Genomic DNA, 16,099 nt, shown 5'->3' with positions numbered 1-16,099 from the left:
CCGATTGCAGTGTGTCAGTCTCAGTAGCTGTAACTGATCCACCGCTATCGGGGGCAAGCCCCCTCCCACATTTTGGTTCCGGTTTCTACAGGGCCAGCAGCGCCAGGCGCTCGCGCACCGAAGCCTCGATCCCTGCTTCATCCAGCCCGCATTCAGCCAGCATCTGCGCCGGCTTGGCGTGTTCGACGTAGGTATCCGGCAAGCCCAGGTGCAGCACCGACCTGAGGATGTTTTCCCGCGCCAGGAACTCACTGACCGCCGCACCGGCACCGCCCATGATGGCGTTCTCCTCGACGGTCACCAGCAGCTCATGACTGCCGGCGATGTCGCGCACCAGGGCTTCATCCAGCGGCTTGACGAAGCGCATGTCGACCACGGTGGCGTCGATCTTCTCGGCCACCTTGAGCGCTTCGGCCAATTGCACGCCAAACACCAGGAATGCGGTTCTGCTGCCCTGGCGACGCACAATGCCCTTGCCGATTTCGATCGGCTCCAGGTCCTTCTCGATCAGCGCATTCGGGCCGTTGCCCCGCGGGTAACGCACGGCGGCCGGGCCGTTATACAGGTGGCCGGTGCTGAGCATCTTGCGCAGTTCGTTTTCGTCGCTCGGCGTCATTACCAGCATGCCGGGAATGCAGCGCAAGTAGGACAGGTCGAAGCTGCCCGCGTGAGTCGGGCCGTCTTCGCCGACTAGACCGGCGCGGTCGATGGCAAACAGCACGTCGAGGTTCTGCACCGCGACGTCATGCACCAACTGGTCATAACCGCGCTGCAGGAAGGTGGAGTAGATCGCCACGACAGGCTTGGCGCCTTCACAGGCCATGCCGGCGGCAAAGGTCACCGCGTGCTGCTCGGCAATGGCCACGTCGAAATAGCGCAGCGGGAAACGCTCGCTGAACGCCACCAGGTCGGAGCCTTCCTTCATCGCCGGGGTGATGCCCACCAGGCGCGGGTCGACGGCGGCCATGTCACACAGCCATTCGCCGAACACACCGGAGTACTTCGGCCCGCTGGCTTTTTTCGGCGCAGCGGCGGGGGCGTCCAGGGGTTCCAGCTTGGTGATCGCGTGGTAGCCGATCGGATCGACTTCCGCCGGGGCGAAGCCTTTGCCTTTCTTGGTGACGATGTGCAGGAACTGCGGGCCCTTGAGGTCACGCATATTGCGCAGCGTGGCGATCAGCGTGGGCAGGTCATGGCCGTCGATGGGGCCGATGTAGTTCCAGCCCAGCTCTTCGAACAGCGTGCCGGGGACCAGCATGCCCTTGGCATATTCTTCGGTGCGCCGGGCAATTTCCCACGCGCCGGGCAGACGCGAGAGCACCTTCTTGCTGCCTTCACGCATGCTGGCGTAGGTGCGGCTGGAGAGAATCTTGGCCAGGTAATTGGACAGGCCACCGACATTGCGCGAGATCGACATGTCGTTGTCGTTGAGGATCACCAACATGTTGGCGTTCACTTCCGGCGCATGGTTCAGCGCTTCGAAGGCCATGCCGGCAGTCAGCGCGCCATCACCGATCACGGCGATTGCCTTGCGGTCGCTGCCTTGCAGGCGGGCGGCAATCGCCATGCCCAGCGCTGCGCTGATCGAGGTGCTGGAGTGGCCGACGCCAAAGGTGTCGTACTCGCTTTCGGCGCGGCGTGGGAAGGCGGCAACGCCGTCCTTCTGGCGCAGCGTGCCCATGCGCTCGCGGCGGCCCGTGAGGATCTTGTGCGGATACGCCTGATGGCCCACGTCCCACACCAGCCGGTCATCCGGGGTGTCGAACACGTAGTGCAACGCGATGGTCAGCTCGATGACACCCAGGCCGGCACCGAAATGCCCACCGGTCTGGCCGACCGTGTAGAGCAATTCCAGGCGCAACTCATCGGCCAGGGTTTCCAGCTCGGCTTCACCCAGACGACGCAGGCCGTCCGGCGTGGCAGCACGGTCGAGCAGGGGCGTGGACGGGCGCTTGCGGGGAATCTCTTGAAACGTCGTGGGCATCAGGCGAATCGTTATAGGTATAGAAGAGGCGGCAGTTTACCTCAAGCATCGCAAACTGCCCACGCAGAGCGCCGAACTTGGCCGATATGCGGCTGCAATGGCCGCCGTAATCAGTGGCGGCGTTCGACGATATACCGCGCCAGGTCACGCAGCGGCTCGGCCGCCGCGTCGAAAGGTCGCAGGGCGTCCAACGCTTGATCGCGTAGTTCCACGGCGTAGCCCTTGGCGGCTTGCAGCCCGAGCAGCGCAGGATAAGTCGGTTTGTCCCGTGCGATATCGGCGCCCTGGCGTTTGCCCAGGGTGGCGGTATCGCTTTCCACGTCGAGAATGTCGTCCTGCACCTGGAACGCCAGGCCAATGGCCCGGGAATAGGTCTGCAGGGCCGCCAATTGCGCGGTTTCGGCACGCCCGCTGGCCAGGGCGCCCAAGTGCACGGCGGCTTCGATCAGTGCGCCGGTCTTGTGGCGGTGCATGTGCTCAAGGGCTTTTTGATCCAGCTTGACGCTGACCGAACCCATGTCGATCGCCTGCCCGCCCACCATGCCCGCAGGGCCGGCAGCCAGGGCCAGTGCGGTGACCATGCGCAGGCGGATCTCGGCGTTGACGCTGCTCAGGCGTGGGTCCAGCAACGCGCTGAACGCCAGGCTCTGCAAGCCGTCGCCGGCGAGGATCGCATAAGCTTCATCAAAGGCTTTATGGGTGGTGGGCTGGCCACGACGCAGATCGTCATCGTCCATCGCCGGCAAATCGTCGTGTACCAGGGAATACGCGTGAATCAACTCGACCGCACAGGCGGCACCGTTGGCCTGCTCGGCCGGCGCGCCCAGCGCTTCACAGGCCGCATACGCCAGCAACGGGCGTACGCGCTTGCCGCCATTCATCACGCTGTAGCGCATGGCTTCATACAGACGCTTCATTTCCGGGCTTGGCGCAACAAACAAGGGCTCCAGCGCCGCATTCACCCGGGCTTGGCTACTGGCCTGATACGCGTCGATCATTCCGGCTGTTCCGCGTCGAAAGGTTCTTCGGCCAACTCTCCGTCACGCTCCAGCAATACCTGGACCTTCTGCTCCGCCTGCGCCAACGCGCTCTGGCAGTCACGGGTCAGGCCGATGCCTTGCTCAAACGCCGTCAGCGAGTCCTCCAGCGACAACTCGCCGTTCTCCAGACGCTCGACCAATGTTTGCAGGTCGGCGAGGGATTGTTCGAAATCGAGTGCAACTTTTTTGCGGGCCATGGCGGCTATTCCGGTAGACGGTAAACCGGCGCGACACTAGCAGACATGGGGATTCTGGGCAAATGAGCGGGCAAATGAGTAGAGTGTCACTCGCCCCCTGTATTGACCTGATAACGCGTGCTGCGGCCGCCTCCGGGGAGACGGACCAGGCAGTTTTTTTCCAGCAGGTCCGCCAGGTGTCGCGTCGCTGTCGCCTTGGAGACCTTTGCCACCGCCTGGTACTGCGCCGCGCTGATGCCGTGTTCGAAGCCCTTCTCACCACCGTCGAGCAGTCGATTGAGGACCTTGATCTGTTCAGCCGACAAAGGGACGTCGCGGTGTTGCTGCCAGAACCGACTACTTTCCAGCACCCGGTCAATCCGCGCCATGGCCTGCTGCACGCTGCGTAACAGGGTTTTAAGGAACCACTCCAGCCAGGCAGTGATATCCAGGGAGGCCTTCTGGCTGGATTCCAGCGCGTTGTAGTAGCCGGTGCGGTCTTCGAGGATGCTGGCTGACATGGCATAGAAACGGATGGCCTGGTGTTCACCCTGGGCCAGTGCCAAATCGGTGATAGCGCGTGTCAGGCGACCATTGCCGTCATCGAAGGGGTGCAGTGTGACAAACCAGAAGTGCGCGACGCCGGCGCGTACCAATGGGTCCAGTTCCGGCTGATCGCGGCTGATTTCGAACCACTCCAGGAAATCCGCCAGTGCCTGCTCCAGTCCCAGACGTGGCGGGGCCTCGAAATGCACGGTCGGCCGATCAAGCCGGCCCGACACCACTTGCATCGGCTCATCTCCCCTCAAGGATCCAATATTGAGCGCTCGAGCGGCATAGCCCGCTTCCGGGGCCGGGAACAATAAGTGATGCCAGTTCAATAGGCGAGCGAGGGTAAACGGCTGGGTGAATTGTTGAGTGGCATCCATCATCAACTCGGCGAGGCCTTCGCTGCGGCGGCTTACCTGACCGTCTTCCACCGCTTCCAGGCCCATCCGCCTTGCCAGGGACGAGCGCACCGAGCCGACATTCAACTGCTCACCCTCAATCGCCGAGGACGTCAGGATATTTTGCAGCAGCGCATCCAGTTCATTCTGTGCGCTGACTGCCTGGCTGACGGAGCCGAGCATGCCCAACAACTTGCCCTGGGCTTGTCCGCATTCGCGCAGCAAAGCCGCGAGGCGACCGGGTTGCCAGTGGAAGTGAGGCCAGTCGGCGTGTTGCCAGATCCAGTGCGGATGAGCCATGGTGGAATGCCTGGGTGCGTGAGCCGAATAAAGAGGTTATTCGGCTCATTTTGTGAGCCGATTGTGCTGCGGATTCGGCTCAGGGTCTAGTCTGGTGATCGGTGTTTTCTGTAGTTTTTGTGATGTGAAATTTGTCTGCCGCAGTAAAAAGCGGCTGGATGAACGGTGGGGAAAATCAGAAAGGGCTTACGAAGGTCGCGTAATAGTCAGCCCCAAATCACAGTTGGGGGCTACTTTAAATGGCGATCATGCTGATCGAAGAGCAGTGCACTGTGGTTCTTTAAGTTGGACGCTCGGTTGAATAACGAAAGCCTGCTTTTCAGGGCAGGCTTATCGCGAATCTCGGCTGACTTACTTCTGATGAGCCGTCAGCGCCGCATACCCATTCATCAAGTTGCGATAGTTAGGAATGCGCTGGGACAACAAATTCCCCAGGCCTTCGATATCGTTGCGCCAGTCGCGGTGCAGCTCACAGGCTACCGAGAACCAATTCATCAACTGTGCACCGGCCTGGGTCATCCGGCTCCACGCCGCCTGCTGCACCGTGGTGTTGAACGTGCCGGAGGCATCGGTCACCACAAACACCTCAAACCCTTCCGCCAGCGCCGACAAGGTCGGGAACGCTACGCATACATCCGTGACCACGCCGGCGATGATGATCTGCTTGCGGCCGGTGGCCTTGATTGCCTTGACGAAGTCTTCGTTGTCCCAGGCATTGATCTGGCCGGGGCGGGCGATGTACGGCGCGTCCGGGAACATCTCTTTCAACTCCGGTACCAGCGGGCCGTTGGGGCCTTGTTCGAAGCTGGTGGTGAGGATGGTCGGCAGGTTGAAGAACTTGGCCAGGTCGGCCAGGGCCAGCACGTTGTTCTTGAACTCGTTGGGCGAGAAGTCCTGCACCAGGGAAATCAGGCCGGTCTGGTGGTCGACCAGCAGGACTACGGCGTCGTCTTTGTTCAAGCGGTTGTAGGTTGGAGTGCTCATGGTTGAATCCTTTTTTGTTCAGGTTGGTTGGGCGTTGCGTTCAACATGGGCACAGATTAATGGGTGGATGCTGGGGGATAAATCGGCTGGAATGAGTAATACCGTCAACTCAAAGGCGACAATTCATGGGTTGTCAGCAGGATTTGTCCTTTTGATGATCGAAAAAGTAAGTCAAAAAATCTCACGCGTGAGCTATTGAGTGTGGCAAAAAATGCCTGTAGATTTTCTCACGCGTGAGTTTTTCACAGCGAGGTCAGTACCATGGAAAGCAGCTCTCCATCGAGTCCGCCTAAAGGGCCCGATACCGATTCAGCAAGCCTCAAGGGAGAGCGCTTGAAGCCGTCCGCCAAAAAGCCATCGAGCTTTTACATGAAGCAGATGCGTGCAGGCCTGGCGGCCGCCGGCTATGTGAAACACGAGACTTGGGTGCTTCCCGAAAACCGAAGCTTGCTCAAGCAGATGGAGAAACAGCTTCGCCAGCCGATTCTGGCTGGCTCATTCATGTCGGAGAATTTCATGAGCGCAGGTACCAACTGGAATATCGATCGCCTCTTCACCGCTCTTCAGGCCCTGGATGACGTGGTGTCCAAGGACATTACGCTTTCTCTGGTTCAAGGCTCCGAGTCCAGCATCAAGCTGGAAATGAACGACTTCGGTGGCCTGCCGATTTACATCGCGGTGGTGGGCGAGCAGATCATCGTCGACACCGTGCTGGTCGATGTCGAGTCCATCAACGATGTCGCAAAATTCAATGACGCGGTGTTGCGCAGCCGGGAAATGTTCCCGCTGTCCTCAATCGGCATCGAGTCCATGCCTAACGGGCAAGTGGTCTACAACATGTTCGGTGCATTGAGCTCCGATTCCAGCCTGACCAATATCGTCACCGAGGTGAAAACCCTGGTCGACAACGTGCAGCGCGCCAGCGAAGCCTTCGAACGTTTCTTCAATTAAGTATTCGGGAGTATCCAATGACTCAGTCCATCTGGAGCAAATTGTTCACCGCGCTGCGTGGCGGTGCCAACGAAGTCGGCGAATCGATCGTCGACCAACAGGCCCTGCGCATCCTCGATCAGGAAATCCGCGATGCCGACACCGCGCTGGCCAACGCCAAGCGTGAGCTGGTGAGCATCATGGCCAAGCACAAACTGGCGACTGATCGCGTCAACGAGTACGACGCCAAGATCAAGGACCTGGAGTCCAAGGCCGTGGCTGCCCTGCAGGCCAATCGTGAAGACCTCGCCCTGGAAGTCGCCGAAGCCATCTCGACCCTGACCAACGAGCGGGATGTCGAGCATAAGCAAGCCACCGAGTTCGGTGGCTATGCGGAAGGCATGCGCAAGGACATCACCAAGGCCGAAAGCCGGATCAAAAGCCTGCGCCAGCAAGTGGACATGGCCAAGGCGCGCGACAGCGTACAGAAGGCCCAGGTCAGCGCTTCCATCGCCAGCGGCGGTGCCAACGGCAAGCTGGAAACCGCCGTCGGTACGCTGAATCGCTTGCAGGCCAAGCAGCAGCAACGCGCCGCTGAACTGCAAGCCCAGGATGAACTGGCAGATGCATCGACCGGGACCGACCTGGAGCGCAAGCTGCGCGACGCCGGCATCACGCCGAACGAAGGCAGCGCCAATGCGATTCTGGAGCGTCTGAAGCAAAAATCGGCCGAGTAAGCAACGTCGCCGCAGGAAGGGCAGTGTCTGCCCTTCTTTTTTACCTCGAGGTCAGGATGGATGCCCTGAAGGGTTTCAAGACAATCGCAGGCCTGGCGCTGTTCATGGTCGCGCTGCAACTGCTCAATGCCGCGACCGGTTACAGCCTGATGACGTTCGGCCTGATCCCGAGAACGCTGCAGGGCCTGCCCGGCATCCTCACCTCACCGTTTTTGCACGGGTCGTTTGCCCACCTGAGCGCCAACCTGATTGCCTTTGTGATCCTGGGCAGCCTGGTGATGATCGAAGGGCTCAATCGGTTTGTGACCGTCAGCGCGATCATCATCCTGCTGGGCGGTTCGCTGGTCTGGCTGTTCGGTTTTGCGGGTGTGCACGTCGGGGCCAGCGGCTGGGTGTTCGGGTTGTGGGCCTACCTGTTGTCTCGCGCCTGGTTCCACAGGAGCTGGAGCAACCTGATCACGGCCGGTGTGGTGGCGGTACTGTATGGCGGACTGGTCCTTGGCTTCCTGCCTCGCCAAGGCGTTTCCTTCGAAGGGCATCTGTTTGGTGCCTTCGCCGGATTTATTGCCGCCAAGGTACTTCTCTCTCAACCACGCAGCAGGTTTAATGCCGGCTGAACGCACTTGAGCACCCAGGGAGTCAGGGACGCAATGCCGATTTTTCTTTTGTTGCGCAGGTACGCCGCGTCCCTCTTTCACCGCTTTGGCTGGGCGGGCCTGGTCGTTGCCTTGGCGGTACACCTGAGCACGGCTTATCTGGGCCTGGTGGTTCTGGGCGAACAACACCTCACCGCGCCCGCCACGTTCGTTTACTTCTATCTCACCACCACGCTGACCGTCGGCTATGGCGATCTATCGCCGCAGACCTCTTTGGGACGCTTGTTCGTGGCGACCTGGGTCATGCTCGGGGGCATTGCGCTGCTGACGGCGGCGATCGGCAAAACCACCAGCACTGTCATCGATGCATGGAGAAAAGGCATGAAGGGCAAAGGCGATTTCACCGGCAAAATCGGCCATACCGTGCTCATTGGCTGGGAGGGCGCGTCCAGTGAACGGGTCATCGAGTTGTTGCTGCAAGACGAAACCTCGAACGACAACCTGATCGTCATCTGCGATTGCACCCTCGAAGAAAACCCGATGCCAGGCAAGGCGGCCTTTATCCGTGGTGAGAGCTTGTCCTCCACAGCGCTGTTGCTGCGTGCCGGTGTGCCCGGTGCCGAGCGTGTGCTGGTGCGAACCCCGTCTGACGATCTGACGCTGGCCACCGTGCTGGCGGTGAATCAATTGAATCCGGTCGGGCACGTGGTCGCCCACTTCAATGCAAGTGAGATCGCCGCACTGGCCAGTTCCTACGCCCCCAGCCTGGAATGCACCTCAAGCATGGCTATCGAAATGCTGGTGCGCGCCTCTCAGGACCCGGGCTCGTCGGTGGTCATTAATGAGCTGCTGTGCGTGGGGCAGGGCGCCACCCAATACCTGATGAGATTGCCCGAGGCGTTTGAAGCCACGTTTGGCGATCTGTACACCCAGATGAAAGAGCGCCACAACGCCACCCTCATCGGCTATCGCGCCAAAGGTGCCCCGCAACCGTCGATCAACCCGCCCAGTGCCACGCGTGTTGAAGGCGGCGAGCTCTTCTACATTGCCTCCACCCGCCTCAAGGAAATCTCCAATGGGATGGTTTAAACAGTTGATGGGGCTTGAGGCCCCGCAAGCGAATACACACTCGAAAGGCGCCGCCGAACCGCTGCCGACCACCGGGCCGCTTGGCCTGGCGCCGGGCAAAGGCGTGATATTCGACACGACCCTGAAGTTGTTGCTCGACGGGAAAACCACGGTGGTTATCCCCGGCTCCCAGGAAATCTGGAGTAACGGCACCGTTGACCTCGGGCAGTCGACCTGGCTGTCGCGCTACTACATGAACGACGAGGATTACTGGCTGCAGGTGCACACCACGGGCGACATCGCCGGGCAGGTCGAGTCTGTGATCCTGTTCAACTACCTGAGCTACGTCACTATCAGCAGCGAAGCTGAATTGCGCCGGCTGGCGGGGCCGCAGAGTCCGATCGGGTTGCCGACCTACACCCACAACGGCGTCGAATACGCGCGCGTGTGGGGCAGCGAGGCTGGCCAGACGGAATTGGTGGCCATGAGCGAGCACGTGATAAACCCCGAGGACTCCTACAGCGTCGAGCACCGTTCGATGCTATATGCCCGTGACACCGGCCTGACCGATCGCCGCGAGTTTCTGCTGTTCTCTGTCGAAGAAGACGCTGAAGGCACCGTCAGCCTGAGCACCTCCCTGGGCATTTCGCTGTACACAACCGACTTGAATGCGCTCTAAAAAAGGAAGAAATCCATGCTAGAAGCTCTCTCCATCTCCCTGAACAAAGCCGCCGTGCTCGGGTTTGTCACCTACATCCTGGGGGCTGCCGTACTGTTTGCGCTGTTCCAGTTCATCTACACCCGCGTCACCCCGCACAAGGAGTTCGAGCTGATCCGGGCGGGCAACGTTTCCGCAGCGGTCGCCCTGGGCGGCGCCATCGTCGGTTTCGCCATTCCGGCCAGCAACGTGATTGCCTACTCGATCAGCATCCTCGACTTCGTCGTCTGGGCGGTGATCGCAGCCGTCGTCCAACTCCTGGCGTTTCTGCTCACCAGTCTCGTGCTCAAGGGCACTTCCGAGCGCATCAAGAGAGGCGAGCTTGCAGCGGGCATCTACGTGGCGGCGGTGGCCATCAGCGTCGGCATGTTGAATGCCGCCTGCATGACACCTACCCAGAACTGATTGCGCACGGAGCTCCCGATGAAACGAAGCAAGTACGTCCAGCTTTCGCTGGCAGCGTCGGTCGCCATGGCGATATCCGGTTGCGGGCCGACGGAAAAAACCTACGATTTGCAGAAGAAGTACAACTTCCAGTCGGTGCAGCAATGTGCCGATGAAAAGCTTCCGGTGGACGTCTGTTCGGATGCCTACATGACGGCCATGGCCGAGCATCGCCGCATCGCCCCGGTATACGCCAGCCAGGCCGATTGCGATGCCGACTTTGTCGCCGGCTGGTGCCAACTGGACTCCAATGGCCAGTTCATTCCCAAGCTGGGCGGTTTCGAACTGACCGCCGAAGGCCAGGTGACACAATCCCAGGTCGACGCGGCCAACGCCCAGGCGGGCAACGCTCAGGCAAGCGGCGGCTCCGGCTTCTCCACCAGCAGCCTGCTGACCGGTCTGCTGATCGGCAACATGCTGAGCAGTAATCGCAACAGCTACCGCTCCGAGCCGGTGTATCGCTATCGCGATGATCGCGGTAACTACGGCAACTCCACGCTCAACCAGCGCGTCTCCAGTGGCGCGACGTTTGGCCGCTCGAATCAAGCCCGGTACGGCAGCAGCAATTACACCAACACGCTGCGCACCTCCAGCCAGTCGAGCTCCGTAGCGTCGGCCACCTCCCGTGGCGGCTTCGGCAGCAAGGCCAGCGCACGCAGCGGCTGGGGCGGCGGCGGGTCGAGCAGTTAAGGAAACCGGGCCATGAAGAAAATCCATTGCGCAGAGCGTCATGACTGGAAACAGACGGCTGAAAACCTCGGCTTTCTGTTCCATACCATCGACAACGAACCCTACTGGGACGAGCGCGCTTATTACCAGTTCACGCTCAAGCAAATCGAGCACGACCTCGAAGACCCGACCACCGAGATCCATGACATGTGCATGGACCTCGTCGCCCGCGTGGTCCAGAGCGAAGAACTGCTCGAACGCCTGAGCATCCCCGCGCCCTTCTTCGACATGATCAAAACCTCATGGCTCGAAGGCCACCCGCACCTGTACGGGCGCATGGACTTCTCCTACAACGGCACCGGCCCCGCCAAGCTGCTGGAACTCAACTACGACACACCGACCAGCCTCTACGAGGCCGCGGCGTTCCAGTGGGGCTGGCTCGAGCAATGCATCGAACGCGGCCTGCTGCCCAAGCATGCCGACCAGTTCAACAGCATCGACACCAAGCTGCACCAGGCCTTCGCCCAACTGCAGATCAACCAGCCGTTCTACTTCGCCTCGATGAAAGACTCGGTCGAAGACAAAGGCACCACCGACTACCTGCGCCTCGTCGCGGAAAAAGTCGGCATCGAATCACGCCACATCGACATCGAAGACATCGGCCTGACCCGCGAAGGCCGCTTCGTCGATCTCCAGGACCGCTGGATTCCCCACCTGTTCAAACTGCACGCCTGGGAATTCATCTTCCACGAACCCTTCGGCGCCGCGATTGCCGAGAGCGACACCCAGTTTTTCGAGCCAGCGTGGAAATCCATCATTTCCAATAAAGGCATCCTGCCGCTGCTGTGGGAATTCAACAAAGGCCACCCGAATCTGCTCGCGGCCCACCTGGATACCGAACCGGGTAAAGCTGTGCCGAAGGGATGGGTGCGCAAGCCATTCTTCTCGCGGGAAGGGGCGAATATCGAGCTGCAGACGGCTGATGGGCTGATCGTGAAAGAGGACGGTCCTTATACGGATGCGCCGTTTATTCTTCAGGAGTTCGCACCGCTGCCGCGGTTTGGGGACAGCTACACGTTGATTGGGTCTTGGGTGATTGGGGACCAGGCGGCGGGAATTGGGGTGCGGGAGGATAATAGTTTGATTACCAAGGATTCGAGCCGGTTTTTGCCGCATTTGATATTGGATTGAGGCTGGAGCTTAAAGGGCCAGAAGGGCTGATCTCTCAGTGCACATTGAATCGATGGTGCGCCTTGGGTGGCCGTATTGCCTTTATTGTAGACATGACGCAGTTGGTGGCGGATCGTGCTCCAGGGGCATGCAGCATAGATAGTGCCGCTGAGAGACAGGCGAGGCGATAGTCTTGCCCGCTTTGGCTATTCAATGATCCAACAGCTGTTGGATAAATTTGGTTTGTGGTTTTTGTGAGCATTAAAAAGCCGGCTTGTGGCCGGCTTCTCTGTGACCGCCTCAGCTTGTTTTTGACAAACCTCAGCAGCCTTCAAATCGCTCAGCCCACATTGCGTCGGGCTGAATAGTAGGGGCATCTGCGGGAAATCCTCCGCATCGCCGAGCAGGGTGGATAGCGCAAAGCCACCCCCTGCCAAATGTGCGGCGCATGATACCCACATTCACCTCAGTTGCCCACCTCCGGATCCGATTTAGAGCCTTCCCAGCCCAAAAGATGCTCATCCAGCGGCACGGGTGGGCGGCGGTTATTGAGGGTAGACCACCAGAACACCCACCCCACGATCTGGAAGTTCTGCTCAAACCGTTGTTCGTGGGTCAGGTATTCGTCCGGATGTTCACCGGCATTGTGGCTGCGCATGCGCAAGCCACCTCCAGGGCGGTTGTAGAGGTATTTGATGCGGAGCATTCCGTCGTGTTCGACCGCGTAGATTTCGCCGTCGATGATTTGGGTGCGGCCTTTGTCGATGGCGAGGGTGGCGCCTTGTTGGATGATGTCGATCATGCTGTTGTCGACCATGTAGGCGCCCAGCGCGCGGTCGGGGTTGACGTTGAGGGTTTCGAGGGTGTGCAGGGAGACGCGGATGCGTTCGGTTGAGGTGAAGGTGGGGTGGAGGGGGATTTCCACGTCGATTTTTTCCGGGCGGCAGGCGGGGCCTGTGAGGTATTTGCCAGTTTCTTCGCGGGCGGGGAGTCCTTTCCTGGTGCCGGGGCCTTCCAGCAGGAAGTTGGCCGGTGGGTGTTTGGGGCCTTCGCCGGTGCGTAGCCAACGGCTGGAGATGCACAGCAGTTCTGCGATCTCGTTGAGTCGGCCCATGGGTACACCGCGTTTGAACCAGTTGTTCACGTGTTGAGGCGTGACACCACGGTTCTTGGCGAAGTCGGAGGCGGAAAGATGAACTTCCCGTAATAGCGCTTTTAAGCGATCACCTGATGTATTCATAAACGCAGAGTTTACTGGCCGAGAAAACACATCAAATAAACCATGCGTTGAGTTAGGCCTGTAGGTTTTTGCTTAGTTGTAGCTTGTTAGTTCGGATTTGAACTGTGGTTAAACTAAGTTTATAAAACATTGAACTGGTCGTTTAATTTTTCCCACAAAAAAAGCCCCGAATAATCGGGGCTTTTTCAATTGCCGAGGCAATGAGTAGCAGGTATCAGCCTTTGTAGGCAGCGACCGACTTCATGATTTCGGCGCGGGCGGCGTCTGCGTTGCCCCAACCGTCGATCTTCACCCATTTGCCTTTTTCGAGGTCTTTGTAGTTCTCGAAGAAGTGCTTGATCTGTTCCAGCAGCAGTGGCGGCAGGTCGGTGTATTCCTTCACGTCCACGTACAGCTGGGACAGCTTGTCGTGTGGCACGGCGATCACTTTGGCATCGCCACCACCGTCGTCGGTCATGTTCAGGATGCCGACCGGGCGAGCGCGGATGACCGAGCCTGGGGTAACCGGGTAAGGGGTTACGACCAGCACGTCGAGGGGGTCGCCGTCGTCGGCCAGGGTGTTCGGGATAAAACCGTAGTTGGCCGGGTAGAACATCGGGGTGGCCATGAAACGGTCAACGAACAGGCAGTCGCTGTCTTTGTCGATTTCGTATTTGATCGGCGCGTGGTTGGCCGGAATCTCGATGGCGACGTAGATGTCGTTCGGCAGGTCTTTGCCAGCCGGAATCTTGCTGTAGCTCATTGGGCGTTGCCCCCGTAGTTGGCCATATGACATGGCCGGATTGGCCTAAAAGTGGCGGCGATTATAGGCATATTCTGACGGCGATGCCATGCGCCAGACGTCGTACGGTCATTCGCCTTGTGGCTGATAACGCGGGTCGTGCGCTTGCAGTCGGGTCAGGCGGGCCAAGGGATCCTGGCGGTAAAAGCGGCTGAGTTGGGCGTACACCTGTGGATAACTGTTGACGAGTAAATCCGGGGCGCTGAAAAAATATTCGCTGGTGACCGCAAAGAACTCCGCCGGGTTTTCCGCCGCGTAGGGGTCTATCTCCGTCTCTGCATCGGGGTTGGCGTCCAGCTGGCGATTGAGGTCGTCATAAGCACCCTGCATCACGCTGGCCCACTCCCGCACGCGCATGTCGTGGTGCAGCGGCGGCAGGCCGTTGGCGTCGCCGTTGAGCATGTCCAGCTTGTGGGCCAGTTCGTGGATCACCAGGTTGTAGCCTTCCCACTGACCGCTGGCCAGTACGCCGGGCCAGGCAAGGATCACCGGGCCTTGCTGCCAGGCTTCGCCGCTGTGTTCGCCGTCCCACTCGTGTTCGATGCCGCTGCTGTCGCGATGGCGCTGAGGGCTGAGGAAGTCGTCGGGGTACAGCACGATTTCATGGAAACCCTGGTACCAGTCGAGGTCGCCCAGGTTCATCAACGGCAATTGCGCCTGGGCGGCGAGCAGCAGGCGTTGTTCCTGGTGCAGCTCGACGCCGGGCAGTGCGGTGAGGTGTTTTTCGGCGAGGAACACCACGCAGGCTTCGCGCAGCCACTGGTCCTGCTCGGCACTGATGCCGTCGAGGAAGGTCAGGTGGTCGCGCACCCGCTGCCAGGTGTCATCGGCAATCGGGTGCTTGGCCAGCAGGCGCCGGCGCCGCCAGGCACTGAGGGACCACATGGCGGGTTACTGCGACTTGGCTTCTGAAGACGTGCGACCAAAGCGGCTGCGGAACACGCCAATGATCATCGGCACCAGCGACAGCAGGATGATGAACACCACCAGCAGCGAGAGGTTTTTCTTGATAAATGGCACGTTGCCGAAGAAGTAGCCCAGGGTCACCAGGCCGCCGACCCAGAGGATGGTGCCCAGCACGCTGAAACCGAAGAAGCGTGCATAGGGCATTTTCGCGATGCCGGCAACGAACGGCGCAAAGGTGCGCAGGATCGGCAGGAAGCGCGCCAGGGTCACGGTCTTGCCGCCGTGCCTGTCGTAGAAGTCGTGGGTTTTTTGCAGGTAGTCGCGGCGGAAGATTTTCGAGTTCGGGTTGCTGAACAGGCGTTCGCCCGCCGTTCGCCCGATCACGTAATTGGTACTGTCGCCGAGGATTGCCGCCAGCATCAGCAGCCCGCCCAGCAATACCGGGTCCATGCCGCCGCCTGCAGCGACCGCACCGGCGATAAACAGCAGCGAATCACCCGGCAGGAACGGCATGACCACCAGGCCGGTTTCGCAAAAGATGACCAGGAACAGAATGGCGTATATCCACGGACCGTAGTTGGTTACCAGCATGTCGAGGTACACGTCGAGATGCAGGATAAGGTCGAGCGGGTTGAAATCCATGGATGGCACCTGTGTGAACGGCCCGACTCGGCAGGCCTGTGCGGAAGCTCGGGTAATAAGGCTACACGTGTATGTAGTGTTTCTTACAACCCTGAAAGGTCCGCATTATACGGATTGAGAGGTGAAAAGCCTGTTGGTTTTGTAGCGGGGGATGTCGCGGCGTGAGGTCTGAAGATCGCCAGAAATTCAATGTGGGAGCGGGCTTGCTCGCGAAAGCGGTGTGTCAGTTATAAATAGTCTGACTGACAAACCGCTATCGGGGGCAAGCCCCCTCCCACAAGGTGTCCATGGTGTCAGGGCGTCAGTCTTCGCTGATCGGCAAGGTATAGTTCTTGAACTCGGTGTCTTCACGAAACCCGATGGACTCGTACGTCTTCTGCGCCACCTGGTTATCACTGCTGGTCGATACCCGCAGCCGCACCGCGTGGGTTTCCTTGGCCATCTTCTTCGCCGTGCGCATCAGGTTATCCGCCACCAGTTGCCGGCGCGCGTCTTCGGCCACATAGATGTCGTTGAGGATCCACACGCGTTTAAGCGACAGCGAGGAAAAGCTCGGGTAAAGCTGGCAAAACCCGAGCACGCGTTTGTCGTCGTCATCGGCGAGGGCCAGGTAGATCACCGACTCCTTGCGGCGCAGGCGCTTTTCCAGGAAGGCCCGTGACGAATCCGGAAAGGGCAGGGCCCCGTAGAACTCGCGGTACTTGACAAACAACGGGGTCAACAGGTCCAGGTGTTCCAGGGTCGCTTGAGTAATCCGCATGCCAGGC

19 protein-coding genes are annotated in these 16,099 nt (G+C 59.8%); 9 read left to right on the top strand and 10 right to left on the bottom strand.

Translation table 11 applies throughout. The annotated features are described in order from the left end of the window. Window positions 1-85: 85 nt before the first annotated feature. The 5 genes from dxs to ycaC all read right to left on the bottom strand — a co-directional run bounded on the left by dxs (window position 86) and on the right by ycaC (window position 5,431). Window positions 86-1,984, bottom strand: a complete 1,899-nt coding sequence (dxs, locus tag B9N88_RS17495; protein WP_027605201.1) for a 1-deoxy-D-xylulose-5-phosphate synthase — start codon at window positions 1,982-1,984, stop codon at window positions 86-88. 110 nt (window positions 1,985-2,094) lie between these two features. Continuing rightward, complete coding sequence (ispA, locus tag B9N88_RS17490; RefSeq protein WP_027605202.1) at window positions 2,095-2,982, bottom strand: (2E,6E)-farnesyl diphosphate synthase; 888 nt, start codon at window positions 2,980-2,982, stop codon at window positions 2,095-2,097. Continuing rightward, a complete protein-coding gene (locus B9N88_RS17485; protein WP_003176346.1) occupies window positions 2,979-3,221 on the bottom strand; it encodes an exodeoxyribonuclease VII small subunit in 243 nt (80 codons plus the stop codon). Before B9N88_RS17485 ends, ispA begins: the two co-directional genes overlap by 4 nt. An 86-nt stretch (window positions 3,222-3,307) precedes the next feature. Next, window positions 3,308-4,447, bottom strand: coding sequence for a Fic family protein (locus tag B9N88_RS17480; protein WP_027605203.1), 1,140 nt, complete (start codon window positions 4,445-4,447; stop codon window positions 3,308-3,310). Window positions 4,448-4,798: 351 nt separating this feature from the next. Beyond that, the gene (gene ycaC / locus B9N88_RS17475) at window positions 4,799-5,431 is read right to left on the bottom strand and encodes an isochorismate family cysteine hydrolase YcaC (RefSeq protein WP_027605204.1); all 633 of its coding nucleotides are present in this window, start codon (window positions 5,429-5,431) and stop codon (window positions 4,799-4,801) included. Here ycaC and B9N88_RS32375 point away from each other — a divergent pair. The 9 genes from B9N88_RS32375 to B9N88_RS17435 all read left to right on the top strand — a co-directional run bounded on the left by B9N88_RS32375 (window position 5,430) and on the right by B9N88_RS17435 (window position 11,784). After that, window positions 5,430-5,630 (top strand): hypothetical protein, encoded by a 201-nt coding sequence (locus B9N88_RS32375; protein ID WP_143491253.1) that lies wholly within the window; start codon window positions 5,430-5,432, stop codon window positions 5,628-5,630. The genes ycaC and B9N88_RS32375 overlap by 2 nt on opposite strands. Window positions 5,631-5,800: 170 nt before the next feature. Then, the gene (locus tag B9N88_RS17470) at window positions 5,801-6,382 is read left to right on the top strand and encodes a YjfI family protein (RefSeq protein ID WP_027605205.1); all 582 of its coding nucleotides are present in this window, start codon (window positions 5,801-5,803) and stop codon (window positions 6,380-6,382) included. 17 nt (window positions 6,383-6,399) lie between these two features. Then, window positions 6,400-7,098, top strand: coding sequence for a PspA/IM30 family protein (locus B9N88_RS17465; RefSeq protein WP_027605206.1), 699 nt, complete (start codon window positions 6,400-6,402; stop codon window positions 7,096-7,098). Window positions 7,099-7,154: 56 nt separating this feature from the next. Further along, window positions 7,155-7,715, top strand: coding sequence for a rhomboid family intramembrane serine protease (locus B9N88_RS17460; protein ID WP_027605207.1), 561 nt, complete (start codon window positions 7,155-7,157; stop codon window positions 7,713-7,715). A gap of 33 nt (window positions 7,716-7,748) precedes the next feature. Next, window positions 7,749-8,783 (top strand): ion channel, encoded by a 1,035-nt coding sequence (locus tag B9N88_RS17455; RefSeq protein ID WP_027605208.1) that lies wholly within the window; start codon window positions 7,749-7,751, stop codon window positions 8,781-8,783. Beyond that, on the top strand, window positions 8,770-9,441 hold the full coding sequence (locus tag B9N88_RS17450; RefSeq protein WP_027605209.1) for a DUF2491 family protein: 672 nt from the start codon (window positions 8,770-8,772) through the stop codon (window positions 9,439-9,441). The genes B9N88_RS17455 and B9N88_RS17450 overlap by 14 nt, the downstream gene beginning before the upstream one ends. Window positions 9,442-9,456: 15 nt before the next feature. Then, a complete protein-coding gene (locus B9N88_RS17445) occupies window positions 9,457-9,885 on the top strand; it encodes a DUF350 domain-containing protein (protein WP_027605210.1) in 429 nt (142 codons plus the stop codon). An 18-nt stretch (window positions 9,886-9,903) separates the two neighbouring features. Beyond that, window positions 9,904-10,614, top strand: a complete 711-nt coding sequence (locus B9N88_RS17440) for a DUF1190 domain-containing protein (protein ID WP_027605211.1) — start codon at window positions 9,904-9,906, stop codon at window positions 10,612-10,614. Between the two features lie 12 nt (window positions 10,615-10,626). Further along, window positions 10,627-11,784, top strand: a complete 1,158-nt coding sequence (locus B9N88_RS17435) for a glutathionylspermidine synthase family protein (protein WP_027605212.1) — start codon at window positions 10,627-10,629, stop codon at window positions 11,782-11,784. Between the two features lie 445 nt (window positions 11,785-12,229). On the opposite strand, the gene B9N88_RS17425 is transcribed toward B9N88_RS17435, so the two are convergent. The 5 genes from B9N88_RS17425 to B9N88_RS17405 all read right to left on the bottom strand — a co-directional run bounded on the left by B9N88_RS17425 (window position 12,230) and on the right by B9N88_RS17405 (window position 16,092). After that, a complete protein-coding gene (locus B9N88_RS17425; RefSeq protein ID WP_027605213.1) occupies window positions 12,230-13,003 on the bottom strand; it encodes a LexA family transcriptional regulator in 774 nt (257 codons plus the stop codon). Window positions 13,004-13,217: 214 nt separating this feature from the next. Beyond that, window positions 13,218-13,745: an inorganic diphosphatase gene (gene ppa / locus B9N88_RS17420; RefSeq protein ID WP_003176323.1), complete on the bottom strand. Its 528-nt coding sequence runs from the start codon at window positions 13,743-13,745 to the stop codon at window positions 13,218-13,220. Window positions 13,746-13,853: 108 nt separating this feature from the next. Beyond that, window positions 13,854-14,669 (bottom strand): M90 family metallopeptidase, encoded by an 816-nt coding sequence (locus tag B9N88_RS17415; protein WP_027605214.1) that lies wholly within the window; start codon window positions 14,667-14,669, stop codon window positions 13,854-13,856. 6 nt (window positions 14,670-14,675) lie between these two features. Then, on the bottom strand, window positions 14,676-15,332 hold the full coding sequence (locus tag B9N88_RS17410; RefSeq protein WP_027605215.1) for a DedA family protein: 657 nt from the start codon (window positions 15,330-15,332) through the stop codon (window positions 14,676-14,678). Window positions 15,333-15,633: 301 nt separating this feature from the next. Next, a complete protein-coding gene (locus B9N88_RS17405) occupies window positions 15,634-16,092 on the bottom strand; it encodes a GNAT family N-acetyltransferase (protein WP_027605216.1) in 459 nt (152 codons plus the stop codon). Window positions 16,093-16,099: the final 7 nt, after the last annotated feature.

It is taken from the genome of Pseudomonas sp. LAMO17WK12:I1 (genome assembly GCF_900177315.1).
GTDB classification, from domain to species: Bacteria; Pseudomonadota; Gammaproteobacteria; order Pseudomonadales; family Pseudomonadaceae; genus Aquipseudomonas; species Aquipseudomonas marginalis.
The sequence above is the reverse complement of the archived record's forward strand: the minus strand, read 5'-3'. Positions and strand labels throughout refer to the sequence as shown.

Excerpts from the sequence above, each read along its gene's own strand:
- B9N88_RS17425 (WP_027605213.1), bottom strand. The coding sequence starts at position 13,003 with ATGAATACATCAGGTGATCGCTTAAAAGCGCTATTACGGGAAGTTCAT.
- B9N88_RS17435 (WP_027605212.1), top strand. The coding sequence starts at position 10,627 with ATGAAGAAAATCCATTGCGCAGAGCGTCATGACTGGAAACAGACGGCT.
- B9N88_RS17410 (WP_027605215.1), bottom strand. The coding sequence starts at position 15,332 with ATGGATTTCAACCCGCTCGACCTTATCCTGCATCTCGACGTGTACCTC.
- B9N88_RS17450 (WP_027605209.1), top strand. The coding sequence starts at position 8,770 with ATGGGATGGTTTAAACAGTTGATGGGGCTTGAGGCCCCGCAAGCGAAT.
- B9N88_RS17480 (WP_027605203.1), bottom strand. The coding sequence starts at position 4,447 with ATGGCTCATCCGCACTGGATCTGGCAACACGCCGACTGGCCTCACTTC.
- B9N88_RS17405 (WP_027605216.1), bottom strand. The coding sequence starts at position 16,092 with ATGCGGATTACTCAAGCGACCCTGGAACACCTGGACCTGTTGACCCCG.
- B9N88_RS17470 (WP_027605205.1), top strand. The coding sequence starts at position 5,801 with ATGAAGCAGATGCGTGCAGGCCTGGCGGCCGCCGGCTATGTGAAACAC.
- B9N88_RS17415 (WP_027605214.1), bottom strand. The coding sequence starts at position 14,669 with ATGTGGTCCCTCAGTGCCTGGCGGCGCCGGCGCCTGCTGGCCAAGCAC.
- B9N88_RS17440 (WP_027605211.1), top strand. The coding sequence starts at position 9,904 with ATGAAACGAAGCAAGTACGTCCAGCTTTCGCTGGCAGCGTCGGTCGCC.
- B9N88_RS17445 (WP_027605210.1), top strand. The coding sequence starts at position 9,457 with ATGCTAGAAGCTCTCTCCATCTCCCTGAACAAAGCCGCCGTGCTCGGG.
- B9N88_RS17485 (WP_003176346.1), bottom strand. The coding sequence starts at position 3,221 with ATGGCCCGCAAAAAAGTTGCACTCGATTTCGAACAATCCCTCGCCGAC.
- B9N88_RS17465 (WP_027605206.1), top strand. The coding sequence starts at position 6,400 with ATGACTCAGTCCATCTGGAGCAAATTGTTCACCGCGCTGCGTGGCGGT.
- ycaC (WP_027605204.1), bottom strand. The coding sequence starts at position 5,431 with ATGAGCACTCCAACCTACAACCGCTTGAACAAAGACGACGCCGTAGTC.
- B9N88_RS17455 (WP_027605208.1), top strand. The coding sequence starts at position 7,749 with ATGCCGATTTTTCTTTTGTTGCGCAGGTACGCCGCGTCCCTCTTTCAC.
- B9N88_RS17460 (WP_027605207.1), top strand. The coding sequence starts at position 7,155 with ATGGATGCCCTGAAGGGTTTCAAGACAATCGCAGGCCTGGCGCTGTTC.
- B9N88_RS32375 (WP_143491253.1), top strand. The coding sequence starts at position 5,430 with ATGGTTGAATCCTTTTTTGTTCAGGTTGGTTGGGCGTTGCGTTCAACA.
- dxs (WP_027605201.1), bottom strand. The coding sequence starts at position 1,984 with ATGCCCACGACGTTTCAAGAGATTCCCCGCAAGCGCCCGTCCACGCCC.
- ppa (WP_003176323.1), bottom strand. The coding sequence starts at position 13,745 with ATGAGCTACAGCAAGATTCCGGCTGGCAAAGACCTGCCGAACGACATC.
- ispA (WP_027605202.1), bottom strand. The coding sequence starts at position 2,982 with ATGATCGACGCGTATCAGGCCAGTAGCCAAGCCCGGGTGAATGCGGCG.